The sequence below is a fragment of the Streptosporangium sp. NPDC002607 genome (assembly GCF_053592655.1).
In genome coordinates this window covers 68,069-83,275 of sequence record NZ_JBSFWD010000008.1, presented here as the reverse complement: position 1 = coordinate 83,275, position 15,207 = coordinate 68,069, and the positions used below count along the sequence as shown (strand labels likewise).

12 protein-coding genes are annotated in these 15,207 nt (G+C 69.8%); 3 read left to right on the top strand and 9 right to left on the bottom strand.

Annotated elements, in window-relative coordinates; translation table 11 throughout:
* Positions 1-167: 167 nt before the first annotated feature.
* On the top strand, positions 168-758 hold the full coding sequence (locus tag ACWD3H_RS11875; protein WP_030913272.1) for an RNA polymerase sigma factor: 591 nt from the start codon (positions 168-170) through the stop codon (positions 756-758).
* On the top strand, positions 751-1,746 hold the full coding sequence (locus tag ACWD3H_RS11870) for a CU044_5270 family protein (RefSeq protein WP_451954927.1): 996 nt from the start codon (positions 751-753) through the stop codon (positions 1,744-1,746). The genes ACWD3H_RS11875 and ACWD3H_RS11870 overlap by 8 nt, the downstream gene beginning before the upstream one ends.
* 41 nt (positions 1,747-1,787) lie before the next feature.
* Here ACWD3H_RS11870 and ACWD3H_RS11865 read toward each other — a convergent pair whose 3' ends face one another.
* From ACWD3H_RS11865 to ACWD3H_RS11825, 9 genes are all read right to left on the bottom strand, one after another.
* Entirely contained in the window at positions 1,788-3,365 is a 1,578-nt protein-coding gene (locus ACWD3H_RS11865; RefSeq protein WP_451954926.1) for an aldehyde dehydrogenase (NADP(+)), read from the bottom strand.
* A 62-nt stretch (positions 3,366-3,427) separates the two neighbouring features.
* Entirely contained in the window at positions 3,428-5,158 is a 1,731-nt protein-coding gene (locus ACWD3H_RS11860; protein ID WP_451954925.1) for a dihydroxy-acid dehydratase, read from the bottom strand.
* Positions 5,159-5,215: 57 nt separating this feature from the next.
* Entirely contained in the window at positions 5,216-6,139 is a 924-nt protein-coding gene (locus ACWD3H_RS11855) for a hypothetical protein (RefSeq protein WP_451954924.1), read from the bottom strand.
* A 65-nt stretch (positions 6,140-6,204) separates the two neighbouring features.
* Positions 6,205-6,444, bottom strand: coding sequence for a hypothetical protein (locus ACWD3H_RS11850; protein WP_451954923.1), 240 nt, complete (start codon positions 6,442-6,444; stop codon positions 6,205-6,207).
* Complete coding sequence (locus ACWD3H_RS11845) at positions 6,441-8,219, bottom strand: hydantoinase B/oxoprolinase family protein (RefSeq protein WP_451954922.1); 1,779 nt, start codon at positions 8,217-8,219, stop codon at positions 6,441-6,443. The genes ACWD3H_RS11850 and ACWD3H_RS11845 overlap by 4 nt, the downstream gene beginning before the upstream one ends.
* Positions 8,216-10,354: a hydantoinase/oxoprolinase family protein gene (locus ACWD3H_RS11840; protein WP_451954921.1), complete on the bottom strand. Its 2,139-nt coding sequence runs from the start codon at positions 10,352-10,354 to the stop codon at positions 8,216-8,218. Before ACWD3H_RS11840 ends, ACWD3H_RS11845 begins: the two co-directional genes overlap by 4 nt.
* Positions 10,351-11,892, bottom strand: a complete 1,542-nt coding sequence (locus tag ACWD3H_RS11835) for a sugar ABC transporter ATP-binding protein (RefSeq protein ID WP_451955066.1) — start codon at positions 11,890-11,892, stop codon at positions 10,351-10,353. Before ACWD3H_RS11835 ends, ACWD3H_RS11840 begins: the two co-directional genes overlap by 4 nt.
* Positions 11,893-11,897: 5 nt before the next feature.
* Entirely contained in the window at positions 11,898-12,965 is a 1,068-nt protein-coding gene (locus ACWD3H_RS11830) for an ABC transporter permease (protein ID WP_084195441.1), read from the bottom strand.
* 72 nt (positions 12,966-13,037) lie between these two features.
* The gene (locus ACWD3H_RS11825; RefSeq protein WP_451954920.1) at positions 13,038-14,051 is read right to left on the bottom strand and encodes a sugar ABC transporter substrate-binding protein; all 1,014 of its coding nucleotides are present in this window, start codon (positions 14,049-14,051) and stop codon (positions 13,038-13,040) included.
* Between the two features lie 269 nt (positions 14,052-14,320).
* On the opposite strand from ACWD3H_RS11825, the gene ACWD3H_RS11820 reads away from it, so the two are divergent.
* Positions 14,321-15,112 carry an IclR family transcriptional regulator gene (locus ACWD3H_RS11820; RefSeq protein WP_451954919.1) on the top strand — a complete coding sequence of 264 codons (792 nt, stop codon included), beginning with the start codon at positions 14,321-14,323 and terminating at the stop codon, positions 15,110-15,112.
* Positions 15,113-15,207 lie beyond the last annotated feature (95 nt).

Here is a 15,207-nt window from a genome sequence, read left to right as displayed (position 1 = left end):
CGGAAAGAACGGTCCACTGCGGAGGAGAGCACGCCGGACCGACGACGGCGGGCGCGGACGGTGCCGTGCGGCACGGTGGGTCAGGTCCGTGAAACGGAGGCGTGGAGAACTCGATCCGCGGCATCGGGTGAAAGGGAGTGACCGGACCCAGGAAACGGAGTTCACGCTTGAGTGCGGAGACAGATCTGGACGACGCGGAGGTGATCAGGCGTGCCCGGCGTGATTCCGCCGCTTTCTCGGTGCTGTTCGACCGACATGCCCCCGCCCTGCACCGTTACGTGACGCGGCGCCTGGGGGACTCGATGGCCGACGACATCGTGGCCGAGACGTTCCTCACCGCCTTCCGGCGGCTCGGGCGCTACGACACCGACTATCGCGATGCCCGCCCCTGGTTGTACGGCATCGCCGCCAACCTCATCGGCAAGCACCACCGCGCCGAGGTCAGGGCGTACCTCTCGCTGGCCAGGACCGGGGTGGACGAGGTGGCCGAGAGCTACGCCGACCGGGTGGAGGCCCGGGTGACGGCCTCGGCGGCGCAGCGCGATCTGGTGAGGGCACTCGCCGCGTTGGCGTCGAAGGATCGCGAGGTGCTGCTGATGATCGCCTGGGCGGATCTCAGCTACGAGGAGACGGCGCGGGCACTCGGCATCCCGATCGGCACGGTGCGCTCGCGCCTGCACCGCGCCAGGAGGAAGACCCGTGAGGCCCTGGGCGGGGTCGATCCGTCCGCTATCTCGGAGGAGACCGGCCGTGGATGACCTGGAACTGCTGAGCGCGCTGCGGGCGGACGCGCCCGAGCCCGATGCCGACCGCCTGCGCGCGCTGCGGGCGCGTTCCCTGCGGCGCCGCCGCCGGCTGCGGCCGGTGCTCTCACTGCCGCTGGCCATGACGGCGGCCGTCGCGGTGATCGCGGCGGTGGTCGTGGTGGTGCACGACGACGAACGGCCGGTCACGCGGCCACCCGACACCGCGGAGGCGACGCCGGTGAGCGCGGAGGTCATGCTGAGGCAGGCGGCGCTGATGGCCGAGAAGCGCCTGCCGGACGGCATCTCGCCCCGTCCCGACCAGTGGCTGTACCGCAAAAGCGTCGTCAGGCAGCCCGCTGACGGCTCGGTCGAGACCCAGGAGTACTGGACGCGCTACGACGGCACCCGGCAGGCGACCCGGCTGGGCCGGCGCCCGATGGAGACGCGGACCATCGGGCCGGACCCGGGTGACGACGACCTGTCCCCCCGGCAGTACGCGGCCAGGCTGGCCAAGCTGCCCACCGACCCGGACCGGCTGCTGGCCCATGTCAAGGGCGACCGGCACTGGAAGGACAAGCCGGACGAGGAGCGGGGGCGCGCCGACTACCCAGACGCGCGGGCATTCGGGGTGCTGTCGGTCTACCTCAGCCAGGAGTTCCCCCTGCCGCCCAAGCTGGAGGCTGCGATCTTCCGCGCTCTCGCCCGGATTCCGGGAGTCCGGGTGGACCTCGGCATCCGCGACGCGGCGGGCAGGTCAGGTATGGGCATCGCCTACGAGGTCGGCGCTCCGGGCTTCGGCACGCGGCGCGACGAGAACGGTCAGGTCACCGAGCGGTCCTACGTCATCCTCGACAGCACGACCTATCGCTATCTCGGCTCGCGGACGGACTACCTGCGGGACCAGCTCATCAACGGTGAGGTGGCCTTCCCGGAGGGGAGCTTCTTCGCGACCGCCGAGGTCGCGTCGGGAGTCGTCGACGAACCCGGACAGATCCCCTAGTGCGACGTTTCTTACCGGATGAACCGCCAAGTTCCTCTTCTTCACCCGACCGCCGGCTCGGGCCCCGTGCCGCTGGCGGGAGTCCACTCGGAGTCGACCAGGCGGGGGAGACCGAGCGGATTGAGCTCTCGCAGCGCTGCCGGTAGGACGGCTTCGGGCGTGTTCTGGTACGACACCGGTCGCAGGAATCGACGGATCGCCGCAGGTCCCACGGAGGTGTGGGCGGCCGAACTCGTGGCGGGGTACGGGCCGCCGTGATGCATGGCCTCCGTCACCGCGACCCCCGTGGGGTAGTCGTTCCAGACGATCCTCCCGGCCCTGTCGGCGGCGAGGGCGACCACCGGGGCAAGGGCGTCCTCCGGTTCGGCGTGGATGGTGAACGTCAGGCTGCCCGGCAGGAGGTCCAACATCGACAGGAGCTCGGCCGGTGGACCGAATCGGACCACGACGGACGCGGGGCCGAAGTGCTCCTCCCGGAGGTGCGGACCGGCGAAGAAGGCGTCGGCGTCCGCGATGACCAGGGTGTTCTCCAACTCGACGGCCGACAGCCGGTGGCCCCCGGCCGCGAGACGCACTCCCGGTGTCGCGCACGCCTCCTCAAGCGCGGAGGTTAGCGACTCGGCCATGCCCGCGCTCAGCATCGGCCCGCGGCCGCCGGCGAGCAGCTCCCGGCGGAGCGCGGCCACCAGCGCGTCGCCGGGCTCTCCCTCGGGAACGAAGAGGAGGCCGGGGCTGGTGCACATCTGGCCGGCGCGGGTCAGCAGCGATCCGGCCAGCTCGGTCGCGATCCGCGCGCCGCGAACCCTCAACGCGGATTCGAAGATCACTAATGGGTTCACGCTGCCCATTTCCGCGTAGACCGGGATCGGTTCCGGGCGGGCCGCGGCGAGGTCGTGGAGCGCCCGTCCGCCGCCCGTCGATCCGGTGAAGCCCACGGCCTTGATCCCCGGCTCGGTGACCAGTTGGCGGGCGACCGCGTGGGAACCTCCCTGGAGCAGGGAGAACGTGCCAGGAGGTGCGGCCACATCGCGCAGGGCGGCGTGGACGACCTCCGCGCACAGCGTCGAGGTGACCGGGTGCAGCGGGTGGCCCTTGACGACGACCGGGCACCCGGCGGCCAGAGCCGACGCCGTGTCGCCGCCGGCCACCCCGAAGGCGAGGGGGAAGTTGCTGGCCTCGAACACCGCGACGGGACCGACCGGCACGTTCATCCGGCGTAGGTCGGGGCGAGGCGGGCGGGCACCGGGATCCGCGTGGTCGATCGTCGCCTCAAGGTGGCGACCGGTGAGCACCAGGCGGGAGAACATCCGGAGCTGGCCGATGGTGCGTACGGACTCTCCCTCCAGGGCGGGCACGGCGAGGCCCGTCTCCAGGTGGGCCGCGGCGACGATCTCGTGGCTCCGGTGCTCGAATGCGTCGGCGACGGCGTTCAGGAGGGCCGCCAGCCGGGACGGCGGCCAGGTCCGCAGGACCCGGTACGCGTCCGTGGCGGCCGCCACGGAGGCCGTGACCTGGGCTGCGGTGGTCTCGGGAATCGAAGGACCTTTCTCGCCCGTGAGGGGAGACGTCGCACGGAAGGTCGTCGGCTCGGCCGTCTGGCCGGGGGCATGAGGGGGCATCGGAGCTGTTTCCTTGGGAGTGCGATTCGGACGAGGCCGCACGAAGGCGGCCTCGTAGATCTTCAAGAACGCCCTACGACGGGTTCCACGAAGCGGCGGTGTTCAGGGGTCGGAGCCTGGAGGAAGTCGAGATCACATCCTTCGGGCGCCTGGGTCACGTGGTCCTGGTAGAGGCGAGGCCAGCCGCGTAGATGCGGGGTGCGGAAGGGTTCGGCGAGTCGGCGGCGCGCCTCGAACTCCGACTCGGAGACATCGACCTGAAGCAGGCCGGCCTCCACGTCGAGTTCGATCATGTCCCCGTCCTGGACCAGCCCGAGGGGGCCTCCGGCCGCCGCCTCGGGTGCCACGTGGAGCACGCAGGTCCCGAAACTCGTCCCGCTCATCCGCCCGTCGCTGATCCGCACCATGTCCTTGACCCCGGATGCCGCCAGGCGCGCGGGAATCGGGATCATCCCCCATTCCGGCATTCCGGGCACGCCCTTGGGGCCGCAACCGGTCAGCACGAGGACCGTGTCCGCGCTGAGCGGCAGGTCGGGGTCGTCCAGCCGCCGCCGCAGATCGTGCCACCCCCGGAAGACGAGGGCGGGGCCACGGTGGCGGAACAGTTCGGGGCTCGCGGCGGAGGTCTTCAGGACGGCCCCGTCCGGAGCGAGGTTGCCCCGCAGCACGGCGATGCCGCCGTGCTCCCGGACCGGGGAGTCCAGGCTTCTGATCGCGCCGCGCGGGGATCCTCCGGTAGCGGCGACGTAGTCGCCCAGCGGGCCTCCGGTGACCGTCATCGTCCGAAGGTCGAGATGGTCGGCGATCTCGGCGAGCAGGGCGGGCAGCCCGCCGGCCCGATCGAAGGCGTCCATCAGGTATTGCCCCGACGGCGACACGTCGGCGAGGACGGGTACTCGAAGGCCCAGTTCCTGGAACCGTTCGAGAGGGATTCGCAGTCCCAGCCGACCGGCGATCGCGCAGAGATGGATGACGGCGTTGGTCGACCCGCCGATCGCGGCGAGCACCGTGACCGCGTTGTCGAAGGCGGCCGAGGTCATGATCGCCGAAGGGCGGAGTCCCTCCTCCACCATGGCCACGATGCGGCGACCGGCCTGTTCCGCTCCTACCCGGGCGCGCGGGTCGCCGGTCGGGATCGACGCCGTTCCGGGCAGGGACATGCCGATGGACTCGGTGAGCAGCGCCATCGTCGACGCCGTCCCCATCGTGTTGCAGGCGCCGGGACCGCAACCGAGGCAGCGTTCCAGCGCGGCCCAGTCCTGCGGGCTCAGCAGGCCGTTGCGGTACTCCTCCCAGAGCCGCCACAGGTCCGTCCCCGCGCCGATCGGCCTTCCCCGGAAGGTCGCGACCGGCCGGGACCCACCGGCGACCTGGATCGCCGGGAGGTCCGCGCTCGCGGCGGCCATGAGCTGGGCGGGGATCGTCTTGTCGCAGTTGCCCAGCAGGACCACCCCGTCGATCGGGTGGGCCCGCAGGGTCTCCTCGACGTCCATGGCCATGAGGTTGCGGTACAGCATGGCGCTGGGCTTCATGAGGTCCTCGCCCAGGCTGATGGTGGGGAACTGCAGGGGAATTCCCCCGGCGGACCGCACCCCTTCCTTCACCGCCTCGGCGAGGTCGCGGAGTCCCTCGTTGCAGGGGTTGAGGTCGCTGACGGACTGCGCGATGCCGATGACCGGCCGGGGGTCGCCGGGCGAGACGGCGATCCCCAGCGACCCGAGGGCGGCCCGGTGCTCGACGGCGACCTCGTCGTCACCCTCGAACCACGCGGCGCTGCGCAATGACGGCGTCACGGCCGGGACCACCGCCTCCGGTCGTCCCGCACCCCTCGTCCACGGTCGGCGCGCACGCTAGGCCACCCGGCGGGGAACGCCGAGCCCCGCCGCGTGCGGTCCGGACTGGACCGCGTCGGCACCGGAGCGGGCCAGCCATTCCAGGGCGACCGCCGCCCGATGGACCTTGGCGCGGACGTTGCGGATCGCGTCCTCGAGGATCTGCTCCCCGCACGGGTAGACGTCCCGGGCGTTGCGCAGGCCGAACTTCGCGTACAGCGGTGCCCCGATCGCGACCAGGTCCGCGATCTCATGACCCCGGACGACGCCCCCGAGGCCGTCGGACGACTCGAGATAGAGGTCGAGAGGGAGGTCGGTGACCGCCCGCATCTCGGCCAGGTCGGCGTAGGTCAGGTCCGAGGGGACGTTGACCGTGGACGCCCCGAGGTCCGCGAGCACCCGCAGCGCCGCCGGGTTGGAGGGGGCGAGGGAGACGCTGATCTTCCACACGCACTCCTCGGGGAGGTCACCGGTCCGCTGGAGGTCGCGGAGGGCGACGAGCAGTCCGATGTCGGCGATGAGGAAGCTCCGGATGCCCGCGTCCACGGCGCGGATGATGTCCTCGACCCCGTACATGAGCTGCCGCAGCCCGCGCAGCTGCCCTCCGCGGCCCGCCCCCTCGGGGGTGCGCGCGTTGGCGCCGACGTCGAAGGACTCGCGCGGCCCCACGAACAGCGACACCTCAAGGCCGTTCTCGGCGCCCATCGCGGCCATGTCGCGTAGCTCGGACACGGTGAGCAGCATGGCTCCCGATCCCTGCGAGACGCGGTTCACCACGACGCCGTACTCCGCGGCGGCGGACAGGACCGCCTCAAGGACCGCCGGGCCCTCGACGCTGGGTATCTCGATGCGGAAGCCGGCGCCGTCCGGAAAGCGACCACCGCTCAAAGGGACGCCGTGCCGGTACGGCAGTCGGTAGGTCTGGTTCAGTAGCGCTGGCATTTTTCTCCTCGATGAGAACGCCAAGGTTGGGAGGGAGGGAAGGCGGACGGCCGGTGGGACGGGTCTCACTCGCGCGCGTCGCGCGCGGCCACCAGGCCGGCCGGTGAGGTGCGGTCGATCGGCGGGTAGTCGGCCCGCAGGCGCTTGAGGCGGTGCCACAGTGCCTCGTCCCCCTGCCGGCAGGCCCGCAGGGTGGCGTCGCCGTCGGTGAACTGCCAGTACGTGTGGATCAGGAGGTTTCCACACACGTCGCAGTAGTCGACGGAGGTGTCCTGCCAGCTCTTGGTCAGATCCTGCCAGCTCATGCGGATGTCCCTTCACGGAGACGGGCGGTGGACACGGGGTCGACGTCGCCGGCGGCGTCCAGGCGGACCCTGTACACCGACTCCGCGTCCTCGGGGCTCACGTAGCCCTCACGGACGTCCTGTGCGACGAGCTCAGGGAGGCGCTCGGACGCCGGGCCGTAACCGGCGCCCGAGGGGGAGGTCAGGCGTACCCGGTCGCCCCGGTGCAGGCGGACGTTGGTGAACTTGGTCGGGCTCACCAGCCCGAAGTGCTGCTGGAAGCTGACGAACTCGTCGCTTCCCGCCGGGCTGATGTCGATCCTGGTGCGACTGCCGTCGGACCCGCCGAACAGGCCCCACGGCTCCTGGTTGGCCCGGTCGGACAGCGCGCTCACCGAGATGGTGTCCGCGGCGACCTCCAGCACCCGGATCACACCCGCGCCGCCGCGCAGCCTGCCGGCCCCGACCTCGTCGCGCGCGAGCCGGTAGCTCTCGTGGATCCACGGCCACCGCAGTTCGAAGATCTCAACGGGCGTGTTGCGGCAGTTGGCGTGGGGAGGCATGGTCGCGTTGTTGCCGTCGGTGCTCATCCGGCCGCCCCAGCCGGTCGCCTCGAAGTGGTAGTGGGCGTAGTAGTCGCCCGTCCGAGGGTCGGTGCCGCCGAACAGGAAGTTGAGCGAGGTGTTGCCGCTGGACGCGGCGGCCCGCTCCGGCAGGAGGGGACCGAGGACCTGACCCATGATCATCTCCATGACCCGGGGCTGGTACTCGGTCTGGCCGCCGACGCAGGCACCCGGCAGCTGGACGCAGCAGATGGTGCCGGGCTTGGTGACGATCCGTACCGGGCGGTTGAGCCCCGCGTTGACCGGCAGGTCGGTTCCGATCATGTACAGGAGCGCGTTCAGCGACGCGGACATGGTCACGACGTAGGGCGCGTTGATGGGCCCGGTCGCCTGGGGATCCGAGCGGGAGTAGTCGAAGATGATCTCGTCACCGTCGACGATCAGGCTGAGGCGGATCGCGTACGGGGTCGCGGTGATGCCGTCGTCGTCGAACCATTCCATCCCGTGGTAGACGCCGTCGGGCAGCGCCCGGATGTTCTCCCGAAGCGCCGCCTCGGTGTAGTCCTGGATGCCGCTGAACACGCCGGTCACCAGATCGATGCCACGCTCCTCCATCAGCTGCTCCAGGCGCCGCCGGCCCACCTGGAGTGACCCGTACATCGCGTGGAGGTCGCCCCAGGAGTCGTTGGGCGTCCGGTGGTTGGCGAGCATGATCCGCCAGATGTCCCGGACGGGCTCACCGCCCCGGTAGAACAGGACCGGGGGGAGCCGGAGCCCTTCCTGGTAGACATCGGTGGCGGTGGCGGCGAAGGACCCGGGCGCCATCCCGCCGATCTCGGCCATGTGGGCGATGTTGCCGATGAAGGCGACGAGCTCTCCGTCGACGAACATCGGCATGACCATCATGTGCTCGGGCATGTGCGACCCGCCCCGGTAGGGGTCGTTGTGGATGTAGACGTCGCCCTCGGCGAAGTTCTCCGCGCCGACCTCTCGCACGATCCAGGTCGCCGCGTACAGCGACGCCCCGAGCATCGAGGGATTCAGGCCCGCGTTGGCGACGAGGTTGCCGTCCCGGTCGAGGATGAGCGTGGAGAAGTCCAGCCCCTCCGAGAAGATCGGCGAGTAGGCGGTCCTCATCATGGACACGGCCATCTCGTCGCAGGTGTTGACCAGCTGGCGATGGACCAGGGTCAGGGTGATCTTGTCAACGTCCGTGCCCGTCCGTGTGCTCACGCGTCCGCTCCCGTGTCGAGGTTCTCCCCGAGACCCTTGACGGCCTCGATGATCAGGCAGTACGTCCCGTCCACTTCCATGCGGTACCCGGGAGGGACGAAGGTGGTGGAGTTGGGTTCCTCCACGATCGCCGGCCCGTTCAGCGTGTAGCCCGGCTGGAGTTCCTCGCGGTCGACGACCACGGTGTCGGCCCAGACGCCCTCGCCGACCTGGACCCTCCTGGTGGAGATCCGCGGGTTCTGAGTGGTACGCGTGTAGGGGACGAACCGCACCTCTCCTCCCGAGAGGAGGGCGGTCGCGCCGACGTAGACGCTCTGGACGGCCTGCTCGGGAAGGTCGTACCCGTACACGCGGGCGTGCGAGGCGTGGAACATCTCCACCAGGCGCCGGTCCAGATCCGGATCGTCCGGAGAGGCCGGGAGCAGTGACTCGTAGGAGCGGTCCAGGTGGCCCCGGTAGGTCCGGATCTCCTGCTCGTAGTTCTGCCCCACGTACCGGCAGCTGACGTAGGTGGTGACGACGATGTCGCCGGTCGCGTCGGCGCGGCGCTGCGCGGCCAGTTCCGCGTGCGCCTCGCGCGCGAGGCGGGCGAGGATACCGGCCAGATCCGTCGCCTCCGGGGCGTCGAGCCGGCGGACGGCAGTCATCCTGCGGTCCACGCGCTGGTCGGAGATGATCGTTCCGAATGCCGACACCAGACCGGGCGTCGGCGGCACGATGACCCGCCGCATCCGCATGTGCCGGGCGATGGCCGCCGCGTGGAGCGGGCCGGCACCGCCGAAGGCGACCAGGTCGAACTCGCGGTAGTCGTGCCCCCGGTCGACGGTGACCAGCCGGACCGCGCCGGCCATGTTCTCCACGGCCAAGGTGAGGACCGCCTCGGCGGCGGCGTCGACTCCCAGCTCCAGGGAGTCCGCCAGTTCGGCGACCGCCGTCCCGGCGCGCTCCGCGTCCAGGGTGAGCTCTCCGCCGAGGAAGTGATCGGGATGCAGCCGTCCCATGACCAGGTTGGCGTCGGTCACCGTCGGCTGGGTGCCGCCCCGGCCGTAACAGACCGGGCCGGGGTCGGCCCCGGCGCTGGCCGGCCCCACGTGCAGCAGCCCGTCGTTGCCCACGTAGGCCAGCGAGCTTCCGCCCGCGCCGATCGTCGAGACGTCGATGATCGGTACGGCGATGGGCACGCCCCACTCCACCTCGAACAGCCCGGTGTACTGAAGCTGTCCGTCCACGACCACTCCGACGTCCGCGCTGGTCCCGCCCATGTCGAGGGTGACGGCCTTCTCCGACCCGACCGCGCGCGCCCAGTAGCCACCGCCCATCATGCCGCCGGCCAGCCCGGACAGGACGAGCTCGATGGGACGGTCGGCGGAGTGCTCCAGCGGCACCTGGCCGCCGTTGGACTTCATGAGGGCGTGCCATCCGGACATGGCCCGCTCGTTCAGGCCCGTCGCGAGGGTGTGCGCGAACCGCTGGACGATGGGGCTCACGTAGGCGTCCATCGCGGTGGTCGCGGTGCGCTCGTACTCGCGCCACACGGGGGCCACCTCAGCGGACAGCGAGACCGCCACCTGCGGGAACGCCGCACGCAGCTTCGCCGCCAGGGCACGCTCGTGGTCGGGGTTGAGGTAGCTGTTGAGCAGGGAGACCGCGATGGCGGCGCCTTCGTGCTCGGCCAGCAGGCCGCCGACGGTCTCGATGACCCGGTCGACCTCCTCGTCCGCCAGCGCGAGGCGGACCGTCCCGTCGGCGAGTACCCGTTCCTCGACCCCGACCGTGTTCCGGCGGGAGGCATAGGGCTCCGCCTTGACCCACTGGAGGTCGTACCGGCCGGGCCGGTCGATGCGCTGGATGTAGAGAACGTCCTCGAAACCGGCCGTGGTCAGCAGGATGACGGGGGCGCCGCGGCGCATGATGACCGCGTTGGTGGCGATCGTGGTGCCGAGGACGAAGTCGTCGAGGTCGCGGGTCAGGTCCAGACCGGTGCGCTCCAGGGCGGCGAACACGGCGTCCGAGGGGCGCCGCGGAGTGGAGCTGACCTTCCGTAGCAGCAACTGTCCCTGGTCGGACAGGGCGACGAGGTCGGTGAACGTCCCACCGGTGTCCATCCCGACGCGCCAGCGGGGCGAGGTCGTCACGATGATTTCTCCGTTCTCTCGGACGGGCCGACGAGGGTCGTAAGACCGGTCGAGGGCTGGTCCTGGGGCGTGTCGACGCCTTCGAGCAGCGCGAGGGCGTGCGCGAAGGCGTCGACGGTGTCGTAGTCGCGGACCGCCAGCTCCTGGACGATCCGGCCGCCTTCCAGGACCATCACCCGGTTGGCGACCTCAAAGACCTCGGGGGCCTCGGTACAGAACACGACGACGGCGCGGCCGTCGGCGGCGAATTCGTTGAGCATGGTGTAGATCTCGGCCTTGCTGCCGATGTCCACGCCGCGGGTGGGTTCCTCGATGACCAGCACGTCGGGCATGGTGGCCATCGCGGCGGCGATGGCCACCTTCTGCTGGTTCCCACCGCTGAGCGCCGACAGGTTCTGGGCAGGTCCGGAGGTGCGGACCCCGTACCGCTCGATCATCTGACGGGACCGGGACTGGATCTCCCGTCGGCGCAGGCGTGCGAACGGCCCGCAGATCTCGCGCCGTCCGAGACGGAGAACGAGGTTCTCACCCACGGACATGTGCTGGAACAGCATCTCCTGGCGGTCCGCCGAGAGATAGGAGGTCCTCGCCCGCAGGGCCTTGGCGCCGTGCGCGCCGTTCAGACGTGCCGTGCCGGTCGCGGGACGATGCCCGCCCAGGGAGGCCACCAGCTCACGCCCGCCGGACCCCTCCACGCCGACGACCGCCAGCACGTCTCCCTGGCGAAGCACGAGGTCCAATGGGCGGAACGACCCGGCCCCGTCACTCCAACCGGTCACGGCCAGCACCTCCGCGGCGGAGGTCTCGCCATCGGTGAGCCGGGAGGTCGCGCGGTGCTCGGTACGCACCGCCTGGCCGGCGACGAGTTCGACGGCGATGGCGGTCTCCGTGAGCGCGTCCCCGGTCAGGGTCGCCGCGGGCAGGCCGTCCCTGATCACCACGACACGGTCGCAGTGCGCGACCATCTCGGACAGGCGGTGGGAGATGAAGACCACGATGTAGCCCTGATCCGCCAGACCGTGCATGAAGGCGAAGAGCGCATGGGACTCCTCGTCGGTGAGGGCGGAGTTCGGCTCGTCGAAGAGGAAGAACCGGGCCGACCTGACCAGAGCGCGAGCGATCTCCGTCCGCTGCCGCACCGCGAGCGTGCATCGTTCCAGTGGCTGGTCGGCGAGGTGGGCCACGCCGAGCGACCGCAGGATGCGCCGCTGCTCCTCTCCCGCCGCCGGGGCTCGCCAGCGGGAGCCCTCGTTTCCCACGAGCAGGTTCTCCTCAAGGGTGAGGTTGGTCCACACCTGGGGTTCCTGGTGAACGATGGCGATCGGGTCCGAGGCGTCTCCCGGCTGCCAGGGGCGTCCGTCGACGAGGATCTCGCCGGAGTCCATCGACTCCTCCCCGCAGAGGATCTTCGTCAGGGTGCTCTTACCGGCGCCGTTGGGCCCGGCGATGCCGAGGATCTCGCCACCGCGCAGGGTGAGGTCGACTCCGGCCAGCGCCTGCGTACCTCCGAACCGCTTGCGTACCCCCCGGATCTCCATGGTGGTCACGAGGCCGCCCCCGCAACCGCCAGTCCTCGCCGACGGCTCCCGAGGTCACTCGTCACCCGGTCGAGGATCACCGCTCCGATGGTCACGAAGCCCACGAAGAGCAACTGGGCGAAGGCGCCGATGCCGAGCAGGGCGAGACCGTTGGCCAGTACGGCGAGCAGCATCGCTCCGAGGAGGGTTCCCCAGATGGTCCCGCGCCCACCCATGAGGCTCGCGCCGCCGATCACCACGGCCGCGATCACCTGGAGGTTGAGCTGGCCGGCGGAGTTCGGCCCGACCGAGCCGACGTAGGAGAAGTCCAGGATGCCGGCGATGGCCGCCATCAGGGCGCTGATCACGAATACCGCCATCCGGTAGCGCCGGATCGGCAGACGCGCGATCGCCGCGGCCTTGGGATTGCCCCCGATCGCCAGGAGGCGGAACCCGGCGATGCTCCGGTGGCGGAGGAACCAGAAGACGCCGAAGAAGAGCGCGAGCCACAGCACCTGGATCGGAATGCCGAACGGAAGCTGCGTACCGCCGAGAGCCTGGAAGAATTGCAGCTCCCATGATGGCGGGGGCGGCGTGTTGTACGCGGGGTTGAAAGTGGAGGCGTTGCTGATCAGCAGTTCCGTGCCGGAGGCGAGGCTGAGCAGCCCGAGGGTCGCGATGAATGAGTGGATCTTGAGATAGGCGGTCAGGAACCCGCTCAGCGCGCCGGCGAACAGGCCGATGAGCAACGCCCCCGCCAGGGCGGGGAGGAACGGAAGCGTGAAGGGGAGGCTTCCGCCGCCCAGCCACAGCACCGCCAGGGAGGTCGAGACCAGGCCGTAGATCGCGCCCACAGCGAGGTCGATCTCACCCAGCAGGATGACGAGCAGTTGCGCGAAGGCGATGATGCCGAGTGAGGACATCGAGCGCAGCAGGGTCAGCAGGTTGTCGCCGCTGAGAAACGTCGACCGTTGCGACTGGAAGAACAGGCCGATCAGAATGATCGCGAGCACCAGCCCGAGGGTTCGCAGGCGCTCCAAGGGCAGCGCCGCGCGTTGGGCGGGCGGGCTAACGACGTCGGATGTGGCTGACATGTGACACCTCCTGGCACTCGATGCGCATTGGGCGGTTCGTCGGCGTGACGACTGTTTCGACGAGACGCACGTCTACGGCGTCGTGGCGTCGGCGAGGCGCTTGCGTGCTTCCGCGGTGGTCATGAGCCCGGAGCCGCCGTCCTTGGTGATCACGATCGGCTCCAGGTACTGCAGGGGTTCTGCGGGGACCTTTCCGCTGGTCAGGTAGTCCACGCACGCCGAGACGGGCGCCTCGGCCTGGTTGTCGAAGCCCTGGTCGATGGTGACCAGCGTCCGGCCCGCGTCGATCGAGTCGAGGATCGGACCGCTGACGTTGAAGCCGGAGGTCCACACCTTGCCTGCCAGGTTCTTGCTCTTGATGATGTCGCCGACTCCCTCGACCCCCTGGTCGGTGTGGAAGAACAGGTTGACGTCGTTGTGAGCCAGCAGGAACGGGCCGACGCTGTTGAGCACTTCCTGGGTGGTGAAGTTGTCGCCGGTGGGGATGCCGCTCTTGGGATCGTTGAAGAAGCGGGCGTCGGGGAAGACCGAGGTGAACCCGGCGACGAAGCCGGTCATGCGGGCCTGCGCCCACGGCCCGGCCGGCTGGCCGCTTCCCAGGGCGACGGTGTCGAGCTGATAACCCTTGGCCTTGACGATGGCCGCGGTGGTCTTGCCGTTGATCTCACCGGACTGCTGCTCGTTCAGGGCGTAGAACGCGAACCGCTTCGAGTTGGGGACATCGTTGTTCAGGGTGAAGACCGGGATGCCCGCCTGGACGTACTTGTCGATGATGCCCACGTACTGGTCGGGGAGGGGGGACTGAAGGCCCAGGCAGTCCACCTGGTTGCCGCTGAGCAGCGTCTCCAGCTCGGCCAGCTGTGCCGAGGTGTTGGTGGTGACGGGGCCGGTGAGCCGGCACGCGATCCCCAGCCGGGCCTTTTCCTTCTCGCAGCCGCGCTGCATGCCGATGCGCATCTGCGCGCCCTGGATCGGCAGTGCGGTGCCCTGGATGTCGATGACGATGTTCGCCTGCTCGCCTTTCTTGATCTTCTCGGCGATGCGCGGCGCGAGCTTGAACCCACCCCACGGGAACGTGTGTGACATCGCCTCGGCAGGCACCTCGATCCCCGTGGCGGTCGGCGTTTCCGGGCTCTGACAACCTGCGGCCACGAGGACGGCCGTGAGGCCGGCCACGCCTAACGACCAGGAGCGATAGCGGAGCATACGTTCCACCCTAAATCTTGTTCGGTATCACCAAACGGGGTTATGTGATACGAAACTATGGCATTCGGAAATTACGGACGTCAAGGAGGTATGTGCCACTTTAGGTGAGGAGCTTGACGTCTGCGTTCGGTGATACCGATAATCGTTCGGTGACCCCAAACACCGACAACGCCGACAAGTACCGCGTGAAGAGCCTGGACCACGCCATCGACGTCGTGGAGGCGCTCGCGGACGGCGGGCGCGACGGCCTCGCCGTCACCGAGGTCGCGACCGCCGTCGGCATGTCCAAGAGCAGCGCCTACTCCATCCTGCAGACGCTGCTGAGACGCGGATTCGTGGCCAGCCAGGGGAGTGGCCCGACTCGGAGGTATCGCCTCGGCTTGAGTTTCGCCTACCTGGGAGACCGGGTGACCTCCCAGACCGGGCTCCGCGAGGTCGCGATGCCCTATCTGGAGGAACTGACCCGAGCCGCCGGCCTGACCTCACGTCTTGCGATCTTCGATGAGGGGTACGCCGTGGCCATCGGACGAGTCGACGGCCCCGGCACGATCCGTATCGCCCCGTTCCTCGGCCGCCGCGAGCTGCCACACGCCACTGCGATCGGCAAGGCGATGCTCGCCACCCTTGGCGACGACGAGATCCATAGGATCATCAAGTCGACCGGCCTCCCGGCGCGCGGCCCCAATACCATCGTCGATGTCGACACCCTGCTACGAGACCTCCGCCGCACCGCTGAACGAGGCTACGCGGTCGACGACGAGGAGGACACAGCCGGAGTCGTGTGCATCGGTGCGAGCGTGCTCGACCGCACGGGCACCTGCGTCGGCGCGATCAGCGTGACGGCGCTCAAGCACGAGATGCGTGCCGACGCCGTCGCCGAGATCGGCGTCCTCGTCCGCCGCTACGCCGACACCATCACCGCCGAACTGGGGGGCCGCTAGTGTCCTTCGTCTGAAACAGTGATCCTGGATCTGTGCCCCGTTGTCATGTCGCCGGGTCCTCGTGCTGTTGAGGTCCGCCTGCCCGATGAGGAGCG

Excerpts from the sequence above, each read along its gene's own strand:
- ACWD3H_RS11865 (WP_451954926.1), bottom strand. The coding sequence starts at position 3,365 with ATGCCCCCTCATGCCCCCGGCCAGACGGCCGAGCCGACGACCTTCCGT.
- ACWD3H_RS11855 (WP_451954924.1), bottom strand. The coding sequence starts at position 6,139 with ATGCCAGCGCTACTGAACCAGACCTACCGACTGCCGTACCGGCACGGC.
- ACWD3H_RS11850 (WP_451954923.1), bottom strand. The coding sequence starts at position 6,444 with ATGAGCTGGCAGGATCTGACCAAGAGCTGGCAGGACACCTCCGTCGAC.
- ACWD3H_RS11835 (WP_451955066.1), bottom strand. The coding sequence starts at position 11,892 with ATGGAGATCCGGGGGGTACGCAAGCGGTTCGGAGGTACGCAGGCGCTG.
- ACWD3H_RS11830 (WP_084195441.1), bottom strand. The coding sequence starts at position 12,965 with ATGTCAGCCACATCCGACGTCGTTAGCCCGCCCGCCCAACGCGCGGCG.
- ACWD3H_RS11825 (WP_451954920.1), bottom strand. The coding sequence starts at position 14,051 with ATGTCACACACGTTCCCGTGGGGTGGGTTCAAGCTCGCGCCGCGCATC.